Source organism: Pseudomonas sp. ML2-2023-6 (genome assembly GCF_037055265.1).
In the GTDB taxonomy this organism is placed as follows: domain Bacteria; phylum Pseudomonadota; class Gammaproteobacteria; order Pseudomonadales; family Pseudomonadaceae; genus Aquipseudomonas; species Aquipseudomonas kulmbachensis.
The window spans coordinates 3417151-3436337 of record NZ_CP146347.1; the positions used below are offsets into that span (position 1 = coordinate 3417151).

Annotated in this window: 17 protein-coding genes and 2 pseudogenes; 9 read left to right on the top strand and 10 right to left on the bottom strand. The window is 55.7% G+C overall.

Going from position 1 to position 19187, the window contains the following annotated elements; translation table 11 throughout:
• Positions 1 to 45: 45 nt before the first annotated feature.
• The 5 genes from V6L79_RS15585 to V6L79_RS15605 form a co-directional block, all read right to left on the bottom strand.
• Positions 46 to 882 carry an AraC family transcriptional regulator gene (locus tag V6L79_RS15585; RefSeq protein ID WP_261738269.1) on the bottom strand — a complete coding sequence of 279 codons (837 nt, stop codon included), beginning with the start codon at positions 880 to 882 and terminating at the stop codon, positions 46 to 48.
• 214 nt (positions 883 to 1096) lie between these two features.
• A complete protein-coding gene (locus tag V6L79_RS15590; RefSeq protein ID WP_338579126.1) occupies positions 1097 to 2305 on the bottom strand; it encodes an MFS transporter in 1209 nt (402 codons plus the stop codon).
• A 106-nt stretch (positions 2306 to 2411) separates the two neighbouring features.
• Positions 2412 to 3275, bottom strand: a complete 864-nt coding sequence (locus V6L79_RS15595) for a LysR family transcriptional regulator (RefSeq protein WP_321833108.1) — start codon at positions 3273 to 3275, stop codon at positions 2412 to 2414.
• Positions 3276 to 3458: 183 nt separating this feature from the next.
• Positions 3459 to 3869, bottom strand: coding sequence for an NUDIX domain-containing protein (locus tag V6L79_RS15600; protein ID WP_261738272.1), 411 nt, complete (start codon positions 3867 to 3869; stop codon positions 3459 to 3461).
• 160 nt (positions 3870 to 4029) lie between these two features.
• Positions 4030 to 4530 (bottom strand): Lrp/AsnC family transcriptional regulator, encoded by a 501-nt coding sequence (locus tag V6L79_RS15605; protein ID WP_261738273.1) that lies wholly within the window; start codon positions 4528 to 4530, stop codon positions 4030 to 4032.
• Between the two features lie 119 nt (positions 4531 to 4649).
• Here V6L79_RS15605 and V6L79_RS15610 point away from each other — a divergent pair, with 119 nt between their 5' ends.
• The 3 genes from V6L79_RS15610 (at position 4650) to V6L79_RS15620 (ending at position 7975) form a co-directional block, all read left to right on the top strand.
• Entirely contained in the window at positions 4650 to 5684 is a 1035-nt protein-coding gene (locus tag V6L79_RS15610) for a histone deacetylase family protein (RefSeq protein WP_338579127.1), read from the top strand.
• A 51-nt stretch (positions 5685 to 5735) separates the two neighbouring features.
• Positions 5736 to 6788, top strand: a complete 1053-nt coding sequence (locus tag V6L79_RS15615; protein ID WP_338579128.1) for an ornithine cyclodeaminase — start codon at positions 5736 to 5738, stop codon at positions 6786 to 6788.
• 164 nt (positions 6789 to 6952) lie between these two features.
• Entirely contained in the window at positions 6953 to 7975 is a 1023-nt protein-coding gene (locus V6L79_RS15620; RefSeq protein WP_338579129.1) for an amino acid permease, read from the top strand.
• A gap of 62 nt (positions 7976 to 8037) precedes the next feature.
• On the opposite strand, the gene V6L79_RS15625 is transcribed toward V6L79_RS15620, so the two are convergent.
• The gene (locus V6L79_RS15625; RefSeq protein ID WP_321833147.1) at positions 8038 to 8976 is read right to left on the bottom strand and encodes a LysR family transcriptional regulator; all 939 of its coding nucleotides are present in this window, start codon (positions 8974 to 8976) and stop codon (positions 8038 to 8040) included.
• Positions 8977 to 9097: 121 nt separating this feature from the next.
• Between V6L79_RS15625 and V6L79_RS15630 the strand changes: the two are divergent.
• Positions 9098 to 10014 (top strand): annotated as a pseudogene (locus V6L79_RS15630) (alpha/beta hydrolase).
• Between the two features lie 145 nt (positions 10015 to 10159).
• A pseudogene (locus tag V6L79_RS15635) lies at positions 10160 to 10627 on the top strand (SDR family NAD(P)-dependent oxidoreductase); the annotation flags it as partial.
• 146 nt (positions 10628 to 10773) lie between these two features.
• Here the strand turns inward: V6L79_RS15635 and nanR are convergent.
• The 3 genes from nanR to V6L79_RS15650 are packed head-to-tail and all read right to left on the bottom strand — an operon-like array spanning position 10774 to position 13436.
• On the bottom strand, positions 10774 to 11466 hold the full coding sequence (nanR, locus tag V6L79_RS15640; RefSeq protein WP_261738294.1) for a transcriptional regulator NanR: 693 nt from the start codon (positions 11464 to 11466) through the stop codon (positions 10774 to 10776).
• A 51-nt stretch (positions 11467 to 11517) separates the two neighbouring features.
• Positions 11518 to 12711, bottom strand: a complete 1194-nt coding sequence (locus V6L79_RS15645) for a hypothetical protein (protein WP_338579130.1) — start codon at positions 12709 to 12711, stop codon at positions 11518 to 11520.
• Complete coding sequence (locus V6L79_RS15650; protein ID WP_338579131.1) at positions 12708 to 13436, bottom strand: hypothetical protein; 729 nt, start codon at positions 13434 to 13436, stop codon at positions 12708 to 12710. Before V6L79_RS15650 ends, V6L79_RS15645 begins: the two co-directional genes overlap by 4 nt.
• A gap of 171 nt (positions 13437 to 13607) precedes the next feature.
• Between V6L79_RS15650 and V6L79_RS15655 the strand changes: the two genes are divergently transcribed.
• Genes V6L79_RS15655 through V6L79_RS15670 form a run of 4 tightly spaced genes read left to right on the top strand, consistent with a single transcriptional unit; the run spans position 13608 to position 18053 of the window.
• The gene (locus tag V6L79_RS15655) at positions 13608 to 14357 is read left to right on the top strand and encodes a DUF2291 family protein (protein WP_338579132.1); all 750 of its coding nucleotides are present in this window, start codon (positions 13608 to 13610) and stop codon (positions 14355 to 14357) included.
• Between the two features lie 3 nt (positions 14358 to 14360).
• Positions 14361 to 15965, top strand: coding sequence for a sugar ABC transporter ATP-binding protein (locus V6L79_RS15660; protein WP_321833154.1), 1605 nt, complete (start codon positions 14361 to 14363; stop codon positions 15963 to 15965).
• Positions 15962 to 17065, top strand: a complete 1104-nt coding sequence (locus V6L79_RS15665) for an ABC transporter permease (protein WP_338579133.1) — start codon at positions 15962 to 15964, stop codon at positions 17063 to 17065. Before V6L79_RS15660 ends, V6L79_RS15665 begins: the two co-directional genes overlap by 4 nt.
• Before the next feature lie 22 nt (positions 17066 to 17087).
• On the top strand, positions 17088 to 18053 hold the full coding sequence (locus V6L79_RS15670) for a D-ribose ABC transporter substrate-binding protein (RefSeq protein ID WP_338579134.1): 966 nt from the start codon (positions 17088 to 17090) through the stop codon (positions 18051 to 18053).
• 57 nt (positions 18054 to 18110) lie between these two features.
• Here V6L79_RS15670 and V6L79_RS15675 read toward each other — a convergent pair whose 3' ends face one another.
• Positions 18111 to 19154 carry a Gfo/Idh/MocA family protein gene (locus V6L79_RS15675; RefSeq protein WP_261738301.1) on the bottom strand — a complete coding sequence of 348 codons (1044 nt, stop codon included), beginning with the start codon at positions 19152 to 19154 and terminating at the stop codon, positions 18111 to 18113.
• Between the last annotated feature and the right edge of the window lie 33 nt (positions 19155 to 19187).

A 19187-nucleotide genomic window follows, 5' to 3' on the forward strand; every position in this document is an offset into this window, starting at 1 on the left:
ACTCCTTGATCAGATAGGAGGCCTATGGTCGCGGGTCAACGGGATTCAGTCTGGAAGGTTTGAGCAGCGCTTGCGGTAATCGGCCGGTGTGAGCTGGTAGGCGCGACGGAACCAGCGCCCCATATGGCTTTGATCGGAGAACCTGAGGGTACTGGCCACCTGCGCAGGCGACTCGCCCCGCGCCAGCAATTGCCGAGCTTTGGCCAACCGAAGCTGAATCAAATAAGCATGGGGCGCCAGCCCAAATGCTGCCTTGAAGGCTCGCGTCAGGCGAAAACGATCAACACCACAGGCTTGGGCCAAATCGTCCAGCCCGATGTCCTCGTAGACATGGGCATGCAGATAGTCACGTGCGACTTGGGCCACCAATGGCATTCGGGGGTCAAATACCTTGTGCTTGCGCCAATCAAGGTGGCAAGTAAGCGCCCCCAGCAAAGTGTCGATGGCGTTCTGACGCACAATGCGCAAGTCACCTTCATGGAGTGCCTGGAAAGCGCTATAAATGGCAGTCGCCAAGCCCGGATCCTGACTCAATGTGTCGGCAAAGCCCGGCTGACTGTTGACAGGCGCTTGCTCGAACAATGCGAGCAACTCCCGTTCCAGCCAGTGCGGATCGAGGTAGAGCATGGAATAGGTAAAACCCTCCTCGGTCGGGGCATGTCCATCGTGGATTTCTCCAGGTTCCAGCATGAATACCTTGCCCGGAGTACTGAAGTGGCGAACGCGACGGCAATTGAACTGTTGCACACCCTGCTCGGTGACACCTACCAGAAAACTGTCATGCCAATGCGGATCGTAGGCATGCCCCTGAAAATGGGCGCGAATCGACTCAATCCCTGTATCAGCATCCTGGGACAGTTCAATCCAGTTGCGTTTATTCACGGAGCGCTCCAGAGGTAATGATTTAACGTGAAACTGTGGGGAATGGCTAAATTACAACGCTTTGAAAAGATCGTTTAGAAGATTTGTGCAGGTGTTGATGAGCTACATCTGCAAATTCTGAAATGCGCAACGCGGTCAGCAAGATGGACTGGAGATGTCTACGGTGCCGGGGCGATTCACAGATTATCGATCTGTTGCCGCATAAGTGGGCTATTTAACCCTCGCCATCTGTACGAACTTGACTTTGATTCGGGACGCGCCTCCAAAGCTGCATAAGCGCCAATGAAGCAAGACTAGCGATACTGAGCGCAAGTGAACTGATTCCAATGCTCACCCCCCAGAAGTCGATCAAGTAACCAGTTAACACCGGAATCGCACCGGCAGGCACATATCCCCCCATGTTGAACACGGCGTTGGCTTCGGCTCTTCGCTGCGCTGGCACATTGTCAGCAATAAGGCTCAGTCCGCCTAACTGGCCCAAGCCTTGACCGGCGCCTGCCAGTAGCGCAGAAGTGATCAGCCATGGAGCGGAGCCGGTTTTAAGCGAGATCCATACGAAGATCATTGATGAAATAGTAGCGATCCCGCTTAGCGAAAATACGGTACGGCTGCTGAATTCCTTGGCTGCGAACTGTACGGTTACGGCCACGAGGAACATTGAAAAGGCCATACAACCTGTTACAAGGGGGCTGTTCACGCCCAGAAATGTGGCTATCAGCTTGGGGCCGAGCGACAGGATGAATGAAGTCGATGTGATTCCAGGGCCGAAGAAGGCTATCCCTAACAGCACGATGCCGAGATTTTGCTTGGCAACGGTAGGCAAACGCGGTTTAAACGAACCGATCCCAAGCTTCAGGTTCCTCTGATTAAGCAGCGCCACGAGCGCCACGCACAAAATCGCAATCTCTATTCGGAAGACGGTGTGGATCGGGTTTGGAAAATATTGCGCCACGACCCCCGCCAATAGCGGCCCGGTGCCTGCTCCGGCCACCATTGCGACAGACGCCATTAGCGAAGCAAAGTGTTTGTGATGCGGCTGAGCATGCTCAACAACATTCGCCATCCCCCCAGACACAGCGAGGCCAACCGAAACGCCTGTGAGAAAGCGTGCGAGCATCAAGACGCCAATGCTGTTGGCCTGGTCGAAAAGAATGGCTGCAACGATAGCAAGCCCCACACAGGGCAGTAGGAGTGCTTTGCGCCCGTAGTGGTCGGACAACTGCCCCGCTACGGTGAGAGTAAGAAGGAGGCCTATGATGTAGCAGGCAAATATAACGGTCAGCACCCCGGACGTGAAGCCAAGGGATTGCTGCCAGGAACTGTAGAGCGGCGTAGCAGCATTCGACAGTATAAAGATCGCGGTCACGATCCACGCTGTCCGGTACACAGCCATTGAGCTTTGTTTGGGGTAGGTACTGCTCATTGGTGAATAGCCTCTATCTTCAGTCAGAAATTCAAATTCTGACTAGGGTAGAGATATGCCAGGTGACGGCCTATTCGCTAAAAACACAAACGGGATGTGAAAAAATTCACGGATCTCGCGCCAGCATTAGCCCATCCATGAGGAAATCCAAGACTGCTCGGATTTTTAGAGAGCCGCGGAGATCTTCATGAAACGCGAGCCAGATGGGCAGTTCCAGCGGTGTGTGATCCACATCAACGGCAACCCTCGTCAGCCCATATTCCGTGCCTAAAAAATCCGGAAGGAAAACTATGCCAGCATTACCTACGGCAGCTAATGCCTGGATGCGCAGGTCATTGCTGGTGACGGAGATCGGCCGTCCACCCAGCCGATCCAGGAGCCATTGCTGCTGTATCGAATCGCCCATGCTACGGTCGTAGCCTATGAACTCGAACTGTTCAGGTTCACGTTGATCGATGTAGTCCTTGCTAGCATGAGGGTAAAAACGCAAGGAGCCGAGGCTTTTGGCGACAACGCTCTGTTCTTCCGGCCTGCTGAAGGTAATGGCAATATCCGTTTCTTTCCTCGCTAACGAAGCGGTGGACTTGGCTCCAACGAGCCTGAGCTGTAACCGGGGATAACGCTCGCGCAATACTCCGAGCCGCCGAGCTACCAAAGTTCCGAGGTACGCAGGAGGTGCGGACAAGATTACCTCGCCCTCAATGCGACTTTCTTCCCTGTCAGCAAATCGCCTGAGCGCAAGTGACGCAGACTCCATCTGCGCTGCATATTCACCTACCCTTACACCATCCTCGGTCAGTTGGTAAACACGGCCCCTACGATCTACAAGCTTCATGTTCAAAGAAGCTTCGAGCGCAGCGATTCGGCGAACCACAGTCGCGTGCTCCACCCCCAGCGAACGTGCCGCTGCGGCTAAGGAGCCCTCATGAACAAAGGCAAAGAAAAAACGGAGGCTATCCCAGTCGAGCATATTGATCATCAGGTGTGGTTACGAGAGGCTTCTCAGCAAGCTATAGGCCTAGCTTACCGAGTAATGAGGTGACACTGCCGCATAAAGGTTGGGTTCGAGGTCGTCCCATGTTATCCGCCTTCAAGAACTTCTGCCGACCCAGCGGGTGCGGGCTGACTGGCTCAAGAAGAGCTGAACGCACACTTAGGCTTCAGCGAGGGCCGTCCGGAGAAAACTTAAAGCATCCCTGAAAACCTGATGCCATCTTTCAGAAGGCTCACTCATCAGAGGATGCCAGAAAAATCTGAATTCATGACCTCCATCATCTTCCGCAAAATGCACCCAAGTATCAGGAAGGTCTTGGGCAACATGACACTCATGAAATGCCCATGTGTGCCCCGTTACAATGGAATGCCACTCACCCAAATCTCGCCTTGCAGTGGATTGAATCCCAGCTTCTTCTATCAACTCTCGCACAGCAGCCAAGTCGGTTGACTCACCTGGGTCGACACTGCCTTTCACTAATTGCAGGCCTGCCAATGGATGCTCAAACGCCAGGATTTCCAACGTTTCGCGGGTTCGCAGAACCACAGGGCAAGATTTATCTGCTGCCATACCGCGACACCTGTTCAGTCATCCTTATGTGAGTCGAGTAGCATAAGGGAAGCGAGCGGCCATCGAAATTGAATTTGTCGTAGCAATTACCCCGTCGGCTCATGCTCTGGTGCATGCGGTAACGCCAGAAACGCTGGCAGATGTTCTAACCTCTGCCCATTTACTCCTTGCTCGATTTGGGTATCGCAATACGGGTACTGGTCTTGACCTCGCGTAAAGCTAGACTGGACTGAATGGAGGCAATACCCACCTGACGTCTGAGCACCTGCTCGATAAAGTCGCTGTAGCTATCAAGATCCTCTGCCAACACTTGCAGCACGTAATCGGCATCCCCGGTGATCTTGTGACACGACAACACTTCAGGCAATTGAGCAATCACCGCCTCGAAGGCGTCGGGAGCATGATCGGCGTGGGTTGAAAAACGGATGTGCACGAACGCCATGATATCCAACCCCAGCATTCGTCGATCAAGGTTCGCTTGATAGCCCTTGATCACACCCGCCTCCTCCATTCTCTTTCGCCGTCGCCAGCAAGGCGTCAGGCTTAACGACAGACGTTCACTGAGCTCGGCGTTGGAAATGCTCGCATCTTCTTGCAGCAGCGTGAGTATCGCCAGGTCAGTCTCGTCGAGACTAATGCGTTTGGATAATTTTTTCTTCATTGAGCCAACCCAGAGTAAAAAAGCCCGAATAATCTAGATAATAACGAAAACAAAGCAAAGAAAGCGCATCCAAGCCGGAACAGAATATTTGCACTGGCTCACAATAACGGATGCGCAGAATGTTTACAGTTTTCAGTGATTCCCACCGTTTGCACCACGGCACCGAATTGAAAGACGGCGTGCTCAAGCCGTCGTTCGAACAACCCAGTCGGGCCGATACCGTCCATAACCGCGTCAAGCAGGTTGGCCTTGGTCAGATCATCGAGCCGCGGGCATTTGACCGCTCGTGCTACGTCAACGCGCACAGCGAGCGCTACGTCAGCTTTCTAGAAAGCGCTTGGTCAGAATGGTGCGCGACCGGACGTACGCACGATGCCCTACCGCTGGTATGGCCAGTTCGTGACCTGTCCAACGAGCAAGTCCCGGCTTTCATCGACGGCAAGCTCGGCTTCTTTGCCATGGACGCCGGCTCCCCGATTACCGCTACCACTTGGCAAGCGGTAAAAACCAGTGCAGACATTGCCCTCACTGGCCTGGCACTGATCGATGAAGGCCATGACAGTGCTTTTGCCCTGTGCCGCCCGCCCGGCCATCACGCAGCGCGTGAATACATGGGCGGCTATTGCTATCTCAACAACGCCGCCATTGCTGCACAGCAGGCCATTACCCAAGGTGCCAAACGTGTCGCCGTACTGGACGTCGACTTTCATCACGGGAATGGCACCCAGAACATTTTCTACGGGCGTAATGACGTCATGTTTGTCTCGCTGCACGGCGAACCGGCGGTGTCCTATCCGTACTACTCAGGTTTCAGCCACGAAATCGGCGCTGGCCAGGGTGAAGGTTACAACCTCAATTACCCCCTGCCTAAAAACACCACCTGGGAAAGTTATCGCAACGCCCTACTTCACGCGTGCAAAAAACTGCAGCAATTCGCCCCTGAGGTGCTGGTTATTTCACTCGGCGTCGACACATTCAAGGACGACCCCATCAGCCACTTCCTACTGGAGAGTGAAGACTTCATTGGTATCGGTGAGCTGATCGCAAGCGTCAGCTGCCCTACCCTGTTCGTGATGGAGGGAGGCTACATGGTCGATGAAATCGGGATCAATGCGGTCAACGTGCTGCATGGTTTCGAGAGCAAGCGCGCCTGACCCATCCCCTTGCGCTACCTAATTTCAGTTAGACAACCGGAGAATAAAAACATGACTCTTTTCATTGATGTCGACGATGCCGCACGCCTATTCACCACGATAGGAATTCGCCGGGCAATCCGCGAAATGGCGGCATACATCGAGGCCGACTATTCACGCTGGGCGCAGTTTGATAAATCGCCGCGCACAGCCAATCACTCAGCAGACGGAGTGATTGAGTTGATGCCCACCGACGATGGAAAGCAATATTCGTTCAAGTATGTGAATGGCCACCCTGACAATGGTCAGAGAAAGTTGCTGACAGTCATGGCCTTCGGTCTCCTGGCTGATGTCCACAGCGGCTATCCAACCCTGCTTAGCGAACTCACATTAACAACCGCAGTGCGTACTGCTGCAACCTCCGCATTGGTCGCGCAATCTCTCGCACGACCAGGCGCTAGCTCGATGGCAATCATCGGCAATGGTTCACAGAGTGAGTTTCAGGCACTCGCTTTCCATGAAATGCTGGGCATCAACGAAATCCGTATTTTCGATATTGATCTCAACGCGTCACTCAAGTTGAAGCAGAACCTGGCGTCCTTCCCGAATATCAAAGTGATTCTTGCCAGCTCCGTACATGAAGCGGTTAAGGGCGCGGACATTGTTACCACGGTCACCGCAGACAAAACGTATGCAACGATATTGACGCCAGAAATGATCGAGCCGGGTATGCATATCAACGCCGTCGGTGGTGATTGCCCGGGTAAAACCGAGCTGCACGCCGACATCCTGCGCAACGCCCGGGTCATCGTGGAGTTCGAACCACAAACACGAATTGAAGGCGACATCCAACAACTGGAAGCCGACTTTCCTGTAGTCGAGTTTTTCCGAATTGTGCTGGGCGAAGTGCCCGGCCGCGAGAGCGATGCGCAAGTCACTGTGTTCGATTCGGTGGGCTTTGCGCTGGAAGACTTTTCTTCGCTGCGCTACTTGCACGACCTTGCGCGCAACCACCGGATCGGCGAACGCATCCACCTGGTGCCTACTCCGACCAACATAAAAAACCTTTACCAATTGCTTGATCAGCAGCCAGCTGTCCCCTCACGTCTGCGCACGGTCAGCTGATGGCTATCGGCGTTGCCCCTGAGCAATGTGCCTGGGGCCCCTTACCGCCCCACGCAACGCGAAACCTTGCCACCTACCGTCCCTAGCCGTTGCATCCCCAACAAGAAAGATAGACAGCCACTTTTCTGCCAAAACTCAAAAACATAAAATCAAGAGGTTTTGTAATGAAATCGACTCCCTCCGAACGGGCAGAACAGCCCGCGCTGCAGCGCACGCTCAGCAATCGTCACATCCAATTAATGGCCATGGGTGGCGCCATCGGCACCGGCCTTTTCATGGGCTCCGGGAAAATCATCGCCCTGTCCGGCACATCGATCATCCTCATCTATATGATCATCGGACTGTTCGTTTTTTTCGTCATGCGTGCCATGGGCGAAATGCTGCTTTCCAATCTGAATTTCAAAACCTTTGCGGATTTTGCAGGCGCCTATTTGGGCCCAAGGGCGGCTTTTTTTCTCGGCTGGTCATACTGGCTGAGCTGGAGCGTTGCTGTGATAGGCGATGCAGTCGTGGTCGGCGGATTCTTTCAGTATTGGTTTGCGAATGTGCCCGCGTGGATTCCCGCCATCGGGATGCTCGCAACACTGTTCGCGTTAAACGTACTGACTGTCAGGATTTTCGGTGAGGTGGAGTTCTGGTTCGCGATCATCAAGATCATTGCTGTTGTGACCCTAATAGGCGTCAGCATGGTGCTGATTGCGACATCCTTCGTCTCCCCTAGCGGTGTCACTGCATCATTTAATAATTTGGTGGATAAACAGGCGGCATTCCCTAATGGCTTGTTCGGCTTCTTCGCCGGTTTTCAGATGGCGATCTTCTCGTTCGCCGGCACCGAATTAATCGGCACAGCGGCGGCGGAAACCCGCTCCCCAGAGAAGACTCTGCCTAAAGCCATCAACTCCATTCCTCTGCGAATTATCCTGTTCTACGTACTAGCGCTGACCTGCATTATTGCCGTGACTTCCTGGCATCAGGTTTCACCGGTCAAAAGCCCTTTTGTCGAACTGTTCCTGGTTGCAGGGTTTCCAGCAGCAGCCGGGATCGTCAACTTTGTAGTGCTGACATCCGCCGCATCGTCAGCCAATAGTGGCGTTTTTTCTTCCAGCCGGATGCTGTTTGGGCTGGCTATACGGATTATCCGACCATGGCCGAAATCGCATAAAGCTCATGAACGGCAGTTGAAATGAAGCCTGTCGGGGAATGTCGCTCGTTGATCGCTCGGTACCCAGGCAGGCGCCTCGCTCATGGGTCAAACGGAACGAATGCCTTGCGCCGAATGCTGTTCCCATGGTGCGCAAGGTGACCACGCCTCCACAAGCTTATCGATGAAGAGTCGAATTTTTGGAGAGAGGTGACGCTTGCTAGGGTAGATCACTCGAATAGGCTCTGCGGCCTCTGCATACTCTGCGAGCAATTGAACGAGCTTGCCGTTCCGCAAATCGTCGTTAACCACGTAGGAAGGCAGAGTCGCGATACCCAAGCCAGCGACAGCTGACTGGTGCAATGACTCAGCGCTGTCCATCTGTAGCCTTCCACCATGAGTAACGGACAACGAGCTGCCATTAACTCGAAAATTCCAAGGAAGCAGTCTCCCGCCGCTCACGAAATGCAGACACTGGTGCTCGGACAAATCCTCGGGCGTTTTGGGCTGGGCATGCTCAGCCAGATAGTTGGGTGAAGCGCAGGTAATCATTTGCTGGTAGGCCACAGTGCGCGTGAGCAACCGAGAGTCCTCCTTGGGAGGCCCGATACGTATAGCCAAGTCAAATCCCTCATCAATCAGGTCGACCAGTCTGTCGGAGAAGGTGATATCCACGCTCAAGGATGGCCAATCCTTCAGGCAGCACTCGATGTGCTGGAGAACATAAAGTCGGCCTAACGCAACCGGTAAGCTCATCCGCAGTCGTCCACTGGGTGTCGAACGACGAAACGCAAGGGCGTCCTCAACATCGTCCAGATCCTGAAGAATGCCCACACAGCGCTCATAAAGAACCTGGCCGTCATCCGTCATGCTCAAACTACGAGTGGTGCGATTGAGGAGGCGTACCTGTAAACGGGCCTCTAGTCTGACTATCGACTTACCCACCGCCGAGCGTGTAAGGCCAAGTTGCTTTGCCGCCGCAGTGAAGCTTCCAGCGTTTACCGAGCTTACAAACGCTGCGATATCGTTCAGGTTATGGAGTTCCATGGGGCCTCTGGAGTCTCAACGTTCGGGCGACTTGGCACCTGCTATGGGGAACCCTATTCCCCAATAACAAGCATAACATCTCAATTAGAAACTCCAATGCCCAACGATCAATTGAGATCATATGAACACTAAAGTACAAGCAGCCGTCCAAACTTGGGCCAACAGCCTTAGCGATCTGGTACCCGTTCTTAAGGGAACCGATACCACCACAAAAATGAGCGACATCCGCGACGCTTACGCAAAAATGCTCGCGCAAAACCCAGAGCCTGCCGGCGTCAAATTTGAAGCAGTAGACATGGGCGGCGTACCAGGCACACTGGTCACTCCAGACGAAATCAAAACCGACGCGGTAGTGATGTACATCCACGGCGGGGCGTACATTGTTGGCCGTCCAGACGGGTACCACGGCATCAGCGGCAACTACGCTAAAATGCTCGGCGCTCGGGTGTATATGCCGGACTACCGTCTTGCCCCTGAGTACAAGTTCCCTGCCTCTATTGACGACACATTGCGCGCCTACGAGTGGTTGCTTGAGCAGAAAATCCCGGCTAACAAGATTGCGTTCTCTGGCGAGTCGGCTGGCGGCGCAATGGTTGTCAGCGTCATGGTTGCGGCTAAATCGAAAGGGCTTCCATTGCCTGCGGTTGGCTCCTCCATCTCACCATGGGCGAACCTTGAACATACCGGTGCTTCCATGAGCAACCGTGAGGGGCTGGACCCTCTGAAGTGCTGGATATCCTGGCTAGAGCGTTCCTGGGCGACACATTGGCCAATCATCCTCTGGCCTCACCTGTGTTCGCGGACGTCACTGGTCTTCCACCAATCCTGGTGCAGATCGGCGAGAACGAACTGATGTTGAGTGATGCAATGCGCCTTGCAACTCACCTGGCTGATAACCGCGTTCGCGTAAACCTGGAAGTATGGCCTGCGATGTTCCACGCCTGGCACTTTTACGCCGCCATGCTCCCAGAAGGTCAGCAGGCAATGGAGAGCTCCGTGCGCTTCATTGAGGCTGGCCTGGCCGACGCAATTCGCTAAAACGCAGACCGACCGCGACAACGTCCTGGCTGTCGCGGTTCTGCTCATTTTGTTTGTAACACTACCCCTCCCAATACCGCTCATCGCTGACGCAGCATGAGGAACGCAACTTAGATTATGATCACAATCAATGTCGCCCCATCCGTTGTATCAGATGCGGCAACGTGGTCAGGGACGCATCATCAATATGGGATCGATTCTAGGGTTGGTACCTGCGCCCTACTCCGCCCATTATTCGGCGGTCAAGCACGCGATAGAAGGCTATTCAGAATCTCTTGATCATGAGGTGCGTGCCTTCGGTATTCGCGTCTCGGTCATCGAGCCCGCATTCGTGCGTACTGTCTTCGATCAAAACGGCATTGAACCGGACTCGCAGTTGAAGCAATACGATCAGGCTCGACTCGGGTTCAGGGCCCTGCTAGCCGAGGTAATGCCTAAAGCCGACCCTCCGGAAGTGGTGGCCGCGGTAGTCGTGAAAGCGGCGACTGATGTCCGCCCTCGCCATCGCTACACTGCCGGAAAGACAGCTCAACAAATCAGTCTTTTGCGCCGCTTTGCCCCCGCAGGGATCTTCGACAAGACCTTACGCAAGCAATTCCGCCTACCGGCTTGAATCACAAGGTGTATGAGCCGCGGGAGATCAGCGGCGTCGCAGTGCCGCCGAGTCAATTACTCCGGCCAATAAACCTGAGCGACTGTCCGGAATCATCAGAGCACTGCAGTTCAATGACTAAAAGGCGAAGCCCGATCAAAGAAGCCTCACTCCTCGCCCCGCTCGACCAAATGATCGTGCATCGCCTTCTCCGCGCCTGAAGGATCGTTGGCCTTAATAAAGCCCAGAATCACTTCGTGTTCCTTGACGGTCATCTCCCGACCCTTGAAGCGCAGCATGTCTTCCCGGTAATCGGCCATCCACTCGAGGATGGCGCGTGAGATGGCAACATAGATTGGATTACCGGAAATGCGCGCAATCTCGCTGTGGAACTCCATGTCGGCCGGGATGAACTCATCGGTTTTGAGACCTTTGCGCATTTTCTCCAGCACCACTTCCAGCCTTGCCACGTCTGCGGTTGTGGCCTTCTGTGCGGCAATCTTGACCAGGCCGGTCTCGAAGAACGTGCGAGCCTGGCGCAGGTGGTCGACATTCTTCGCAGAACTGGACAGCAGATGACGTGCAGCCAGATCGATCTGGCCGATCATGGAATTCATGTCCACCTGTCCGACCTTGGCCCGCTCACCGTGCTGGATAGTGATCATGCCCATGCCCGCCAGACGCTGCATAGCTTCGCGAACAACGGGCCGCCCCACACCAAAGGTTTCCATTAATTCGCGCTCGGCAGGCATCTGGTCGCCGGGTTGAAGGCCCTCTTCCTCAATGAGGTCGATCAGTTGCTCAAAGACAATGTCAGAAAGCTTCTTACGTTGAATCAGGCGTTTCTTGATCTCTGACATTAACGAATATGTCTCCGTAGGATGCTTAAAAAGTCGGCAAAGGTAGCGCGATTATAATGCCGGCTCAACAGTCAAGCGGCAGTCGATGACCGCCACCGCCCAAGCCTTGAGCGTAGGCACCGGCGATTCCCGCGCGGGTTGCATGAACTGCGGGTCTGACAACGCCGTAACATAACTATCCTGATCCAGCACCGTGCAACCTGTCACCTCTGCACCGATTATCTCGAAGGTTTGCAATTCGCAACTGAGATTGCCCAACCACAGTCTGACGCTTTCACCGCCATCCTCGGACCATCCTAGCGCAACGATGTCCGGCGATGACGTTTCGAATACCAATGCCGATCTCCCGCGCGCCAGCGACAAGCCTTTGATCACATGAAAAACCGGCCAATAGTGTTGCGCCGACGCCACGCTGAAGGGTTCATTTACCGCCCACAAAGCGATCGCGTCAACGCCGCTGCATTGGGCCGCGTGGTAGTGCGCCAGTGTCCAGACGGCTGCAAGCAACCCCCGTTGACGCGGGTCCTGATCACTGAGGGTCAGTCTCTCGCGCTGGGGGTTCGGCGTGAGTTGCCCACCATAGGGGTTGCGCCATGCGCCGACAGCGCTAGTGGTGAGGCGATAAGGTTTGCCGTCAGCCAGTGCTCTTCCAGAACGAAACACATCTGGCAAGGCTTGCAGCGACTCGACGATAGACGCGTCGTCTGCCGCATGCACAATCGGCGACGTGGCGTGTGTCAAGTAATCGAAGCTGCCCGGGGTGGGTCGGCATCGATTGAGTTCGGTGAAAAACGTGGGCACTCCTGCACCGATCATCACCTGCGGCACATATTCGCGAGCCAGTTGTGCGACCTCTACAGGCGTCATACCGCAAGGCCATATGCCGTCGGGCTGATAGCTTTCCAAATACGCGGCGGGTGTAACCAATACACCGCGTATAACAAACCGCTCATTGATTAGCCCCGCCAATTGTCGAAGCTGAGCGTGAGGTTGCGCGTCATCAACCACCACCAGAAGCCAAATGTCGGTTTCGCTGCTTGCACACACGCGCAGCGCCTGCTCCAGTCGATCGAACGCACCGTCGTTGCGCAGGTCCACCAGCAACTCCAGGTGTGCGCTCTGCAACCAATCAATGATTTCCAAAGCTTCGGCGCCGTCATTTAAACGATCCACCCAAAGCCCTTGGCCCAAAGCTGGAAACCCAAGCAACGCTGGCCCGGCGTATTGGATGCTTACTGTGTTCATGAATGCACCTGCGCTTGCCCGATCAACTTCACGCTGATGCACTGCTCCACCGTTTCCCCCGCGTCCAGGATATAAGGGCAAGGCCATGCCAGCGGGCGGTTGTAGGTTTTGAATGAAGCATCGGACCAGTTGCGCTGATCTTCCATTTCGAACACATCACCACTAAAGCTCCATTCAAGGCTCAAGCCCGGCATTGGCGAGTGAACCAGACGCCTGATGTCGAAGAAAGGTTGGATCGGGGCTATCAGATCGGGAAACGCGCCCTGCTGGGTCTGCCCGTCACTGTGGGTCACATGGACCGGCATCGCCACCACGCCCTTGAGCGGATGCAATACCATCAAACCCGCCCTGCAAGTGGTGAACGCGCTGCGGGCCTGCAACCGCACACTGACTGACACTTCTCGTTCGGCCACGCGCATGTCCAGCGACCAGTCCAGCACAGGCTCTTGGCCTTCAGGAGTCACCACCCCCTCGCTCACTTGTCGCCAGAGCCGGTCATCTGCCTGGATCTCACACGAGTGCTGCTGCAGTGAGTAAGTCCCCCAAAATTCATCGCGGATTACCAGTCCAACACTGCGCAAGACCTCGAAGCCACTGACCCGAAGCGTGCGTAGCTGCTGCCCTTCCACGCGAAACGCCAGTGACCCGACGGTCACCGATAACGCAGCAGTAACAGCCTGATCGGTCCCATAAAGGCGCTGGGGAAGGGAGATTTCTGCCGTCATAAACACGCGCTCCGGTGTTTTTATTGGATGGGCACCTGGTAAACGGCGAGCTTTACCGAATGACCTTGGGTGATGAAAAGAGGCTATCACCATTGGTATGATGATGATATATAGTGACCATAGAACCTCCTGACAAGTACAAAAAAATCGCCCCGAGGCGAGGAGATCTGCATGAGCTTAGTGTCGTCTGGAAAAAGTCAGCCCCTTTCTTCGCGCGGCCAGCCAGCCCTCTTTCTTACAGGAGGAATCTGTGCCGTCCTACTTGGGTTATCGGCGCTCAACGGTCCGTTAATAAGCATCCGCAAACTCGACCCGGTGACGGGCAAGGTCGCTCTGAACAACGTTCGCGCGGCCAACGCCGAGGGACAGAACCAGACATTCGCCCTCTCCAACTTCGACGCCAACCAGTTTGTCACTCAACAATGGGTGGGAGATGTCGAAACGGTCGTGGCTGAACGTACCGTTGACCTCACCCAATTGCTTACCGCCATCAACCAGAACCCCGCCCAGGCAGCCTTGGACTACTCGGTGCCCCACGACGGTCAGGCAAAGAACTTTATCGTCAGCGCCCGCGCCAAGGTCAGTGAAGTCAACGTCAAGTCTCCCATGGGACTTCTGGAGCTGGAACTGCCCGCCGGGTCGGTGCCTGCATCCGTAAAAATCCAGCTACTCGCAGGACCTCTGGTCATCAGCACCACGCTACGCGATGTGGCAACCAACATGTCTCTGAACAACTTCACCAATCAGACCCAGTACGCCGATGTGGCCGCCGCCTTGAACCGAAAAGCGTTGGCTCAGGCTTACGCCGCTGCGCCGGCAGCGGAACTGAAAGGCAAGACCATCGAGTTCACTGGGGTGTTTAACCTGCAATCACCCGCCACCATCCGAATTCTGCCAATCAGCCTGACGGTGGAGGAGTAAGGCATGACCAACGATCTGCAAGCGGCTGGGCCACTCCCCCCTGCCCGCGCACCGTTGTCAATGCGGGCGCGCAATATCAGCAAGGTGTACCAGGGCACTACGGCCCTCAAGGGCGTGGACTTCGATGTGGTGCACGCCAGCGTCAATGTCCTGATCGGCGAAAACGGCGCAGGCAAATCGACGCTGATGAAGATTCTTGCGGGTATCGAGCAGCCCACCTCCGGCCAGCTGTTCAGCGGCGACGACGAGCTGACCCTAAGCACCCCCCGGCAAGCCATGGCCTTGGGCATTGGCATCGTCCATCAGGAGCTGAACCTGTGCCCAAACCTCAGCGTTGCCGAGAATATGTTCATCGGCAAGGAACTGCGCGGCCGCTTCGGCAACGTACGCCACCACCAACAGCGCGAACTGGCCCGCACCACGCTGTTGCGAATGGGCCAGGAGATCGATGTCGACACACTGGTACAGGACCTGAGTATCGGTAAACGGCAAATTGTCGAAATCGCCAAAGTGCTGGTCAGTGACGTACGCGTGCTGATCCTTGATGAGCCCACCTCTTCATTGAGCGAAGCGGAAGTGGAAATCCTCTTTTTGCTGATCGCTGAATTGAAGCAGCAAGGGGTGTCGATCATATACATCTCGCATCGGCTTGAAGAGCTGATCGAAATTGGCGACTACTTCACCGTTCTGCGTGACGGCAACCTGGTCGGCACCGGCCTTAAAGGCACCGTGACAGTGGGCTGGCTGGTGGAACAGATGATTGGCCAGCAGATGACCACTGAGCTGCGCGCCGGTGCCGAACCCTCTGTGCACGAAAACGCACCGCAGGCGCTCAGGGTCGTCGACCTCGACGTGGCCAGCGAGCGCGGTTCGCTGTTGCTGAACAAAGTCTCTTTTAGCGTCAAGCGCGGAGAAATAGTGGCTTTCTATGGGCTGATGGGTGCCGGCCGAACCGAGTTGTTCGAGACACTCATTGGCCTACGTAAAGCCATTGGCGGCGAAATACACATCAACGGACAGCACGTACCCTTGCGTCAGGACATCGCCGCACGTATCCAGGCTGGGATCGCCCTGGTGCCCGAAGACCGGCAAAAGCTTGGGCTAGTTACCGGGGCGTCGGTTCGCGACAACTTGCTGCTGCCTAACCTCAACCGTTACCAGCGTCTGTATGGCCTCGCGACACCCGCCATGGACGCCGACGTATCACGAATCATCCGCGAGCTGCATATCAAGACTGAACATGCAGGCGTCGCCATCTCGTCACTGTCCGGCGGTAACCAGCAAAAAGTCGTGGTGGGCAAAAACCTGCTGACGGATCCGCACATATTGCTCCTGGATGAGCCGACTCGCGGCATCGACATCAAGGCCCGACGCGAATTATTCGAGGTGCTCGATCGCCTGGCCCGCAATGGACTGACCATTTTGTACGCCTCCAGTGATCTCAAGGAAATTCTCGGCGGTGCCGATCGGGTGCTGGTGATGTGTCAGGGCCGGATTACCGCCAATCTGCCGCGCCAGCAACTGTCCGAGGCCAGCCTGGTGGCTTGCTCGCAAGTCATTCGCAAAGACCCGCACGGGGCCACGCACCTTCACAAGGAACACGCATGATGGCTGAATCAATGTCATTGCCCACCCGCAAGACCCCGTCCATAAACGCACGCAGCTTGCCGCTATTGCTGTTGAAAATGCGGGCCTATCTCGCCCTGATGCTGCTGGTCATTCTCTTTTCCAGCATCGCGCCTTCATTTCTCTCGGCACGCAACCTCGTCATTGTCGCGGAACAAGTCGCGGTGTTCGCGATTCTCGGAATCGGCATGACCTTCGTGATTCTGGCTGCGGGGATAGACCTGTCAGTGGGTGCCATCGCAGGCCTCGCCGCCATGATTGCCGGCTACCTGATTGCCGAAGGCCTGCAGTTGCCCTGGCTGGGAGTCTCGGTGTTTGGCAGCATCCCGGTAATCTGCATGGTGACATTGGCCGTGGGGACTTTGGTCGGAGCCATTAACGGCTGGTTTATCACGCGCCTCAAGGTTACCCCGTTCATCATGACGCTGGGCATGCTGTACATGGCTCGCGGCGCAGCTCAACTGGTATCCGGAGGCGCAACTTATGGTGATCTGGGCGGGCAAGCCGAACTCAACAACACAGGTTTTCTGCTGCTGGGAACCGCACGCATACTCTCGGTCCCGGTGTCCATCTGGCTGATGATCATCCTGACGCTGGTGGCAGTCTATATCTGCCGCAAGACAGTGTTCGGCCGTCAGGTGTACGCCATTGGCGGCAATGAGCGCGCAGCCGAACTGTCGGGCGTTCGTGTCAATCGGGTGAAGCTGGGTACCTACGCTATTTCCGGATTCTGTGCTGCCTTGGCCGGGCTGATCATCGCCTCACGCCTGGGAGCCGCCAACCCGGCAATTGCGACGTCTTACGAACTGAATGCTATCGCCGTGGTGGTGCTTGGCGGAGCGTCGTTGTTCGGTGGTGTGGGCACCATCGGCGGCACCATTATTGGCGCCTTTGTGCTTGGGGTTCTGAGCAACGGCATGGTGCTGGTGGGTATTTCCGATTTCTGGCAAACGGTGATCACAGGTGCGGTCATCGTGCTGGCGGTAGTGGTTGACCAATTGCAGCGGCGCGTCGAGAAATCCAGCGCCGAACGCGAGGCCAAGGCCCAGGAAACACAGGGTTCGACAGTCTCTAATGCTTGATTTTCAAGGGATGGCAACAACAATGAAAAAGAGCTTCTCTGAGCATCTGTTCTCGCTGGCCGCACTGTCGACGGCCCTTTATGCAACCAGTGCCCTGGCGGTTGAATTCAAACCTTCCGATCATTTGATCGTGATTATCACGCCGTCGCACAGCAACGCCTTTTACAAGGCCGAGTCCGACACCGCACAAGCCGCAGCCAAGAAGCTCGGTTACCGCACCAACGCACTGGTGCATCAGGACGACCCAGACATTCAATTACGCCTGGTACAGACCGCGATCGGTGATTACGCCAGCGCCATCATCCTCGACAATGCCGGCTCGGATTCGTCCATCGCTGCGGTGAAACGGGCTAAAGAAGCAGGAATACCTACCTTTCTGATCGACCGCGAAGTCAACGCCAATGGCATCGCAACGGCACAAATCGTCTCCAACAACTCTCAGTGTGCAACCTCCGTGGCTGAGTTTTTCGCCGAGCAGGTCGGTTTTAAAGGCGAGTACGTCGAATTGACCGGGCGCACTTCCGACGTCAACGCCCACGTGCGCTCCGAAGGTTTTCATCGGGTGCTGGACCAGATTCCCGATATGAAGATGGTCGCGCAACAATCGGCCAACTGGGACCAGACCCAGGGCTATAACGTGATGCAGTCGATCATTCAGGCCAACCCGAACATTGTGGGAGTACTTGCTGGCAACGACACCATGGCCCTTGGCGCAGCCGCGGCCTTGAAAAACGCGGGCAACGACAAGGTGATTGTGGTCGGTATCGACGGCAACCCCGACGTGGTGCGGCAGATTGCTGGCGCAGGTCCGATCGCCGCCACCGGCTTGCAGCAAGCAACAAAAATGGCAGCAATGGCCATGGAGCAGGCCGACCAATATCTACGGACCGGTAAAACCGACAAACCGGAAAAACAATCCGTAGATTGTGTGCTGGTGTCCAAGGACAACAGCCATCAGGTACGCGAGGGTGGTTTCGGTATGCAGTAACGTCTGTCGCCGATGTGAATACGCCGTGAGGTTTACCCGCCCACGGCGCTCACGGCGTCATTTCCAGCGTCGGGGTTTGACGGTGGTGCCGGTTTCAGCTGATTGGTAAGCCGCCTCGACCAGCGCCTGAGTATTGTAATTGTCCGTACCGCTGGTCTCGCATGCCGTGCCTGCGCGTTGATGGTCCAGCCATTGGTTCTGCAGACTCAATACACTCTGCTGAATAGCCGACCATGGCGCCTCGCTCCAGGCCGGTACCTGCGGGGACACATCAACCTCCCTCAGCCCCCCCTGCATGTCATGCACCTGCAATCGAAAATCGGCCAGCAACCGTAACGATCCAGCATCCCCATCGATCTCCAGCAAGGTTTGTGGAAACGGGTCCTTGTGCAACCGGGTGGCGTAGCTGAAATCCACCACGCTGGTAACCCCCGAATCATGGGCCAGCATCACCGTGGCGACATCTTCGCCAAGGATTGCCGGGTTCACCCGCCGGGTTTCACACGTCAAGCGACTGACATCGCCAAATAATGCCCGGGCCACATCGAGCACGTGCACGCCCAAGTCATCGATGATAAAACGCGGGGTCTTGGCCAGGTAGGGCTGTAAACGATACACATCGAAGCCGCTGCGAAAACTTACACGTCCGAAAAAGGGCGTGCCGATGCTGCCCGTGCGCAGCTGTTCGATGGTCGCCCGGATGGCGGCTTGCCAGCGAAAATTTTCATGCACGGTCAAACTCACCCCACGCTCTGCACAGGCATCAATCATTAGTCGGGCGTCCTCCAGAGTCGCCGCAAAGGGCTTCTGACAGATCACCTGAAGCCCGGCCTGCGCCGCCATCAACACCAGCGGTTTATGGGCTACAGTGGGCGTGGCAATGTCAACGAAATCAAGTTGCAGTTCATCGAGCATTATTTGCGCGTCAGTGAACAGCGCTGCATCTGGCTGATACTCGGCAAAAGCGGTCAGCCGCCGGGGATCGCTGTCACACAGCGCGACGATCGCAACGCCCTGCTGCGCCTGCCAGGCACGCAGTTGATTGAGGGCAAAAAAACCACAGCCAATCAAAGCCCCGCGCAATGGTGTGCAGTCCTGCATAGATACCTCTGTTGATATCGGTCCGGTCAAAAA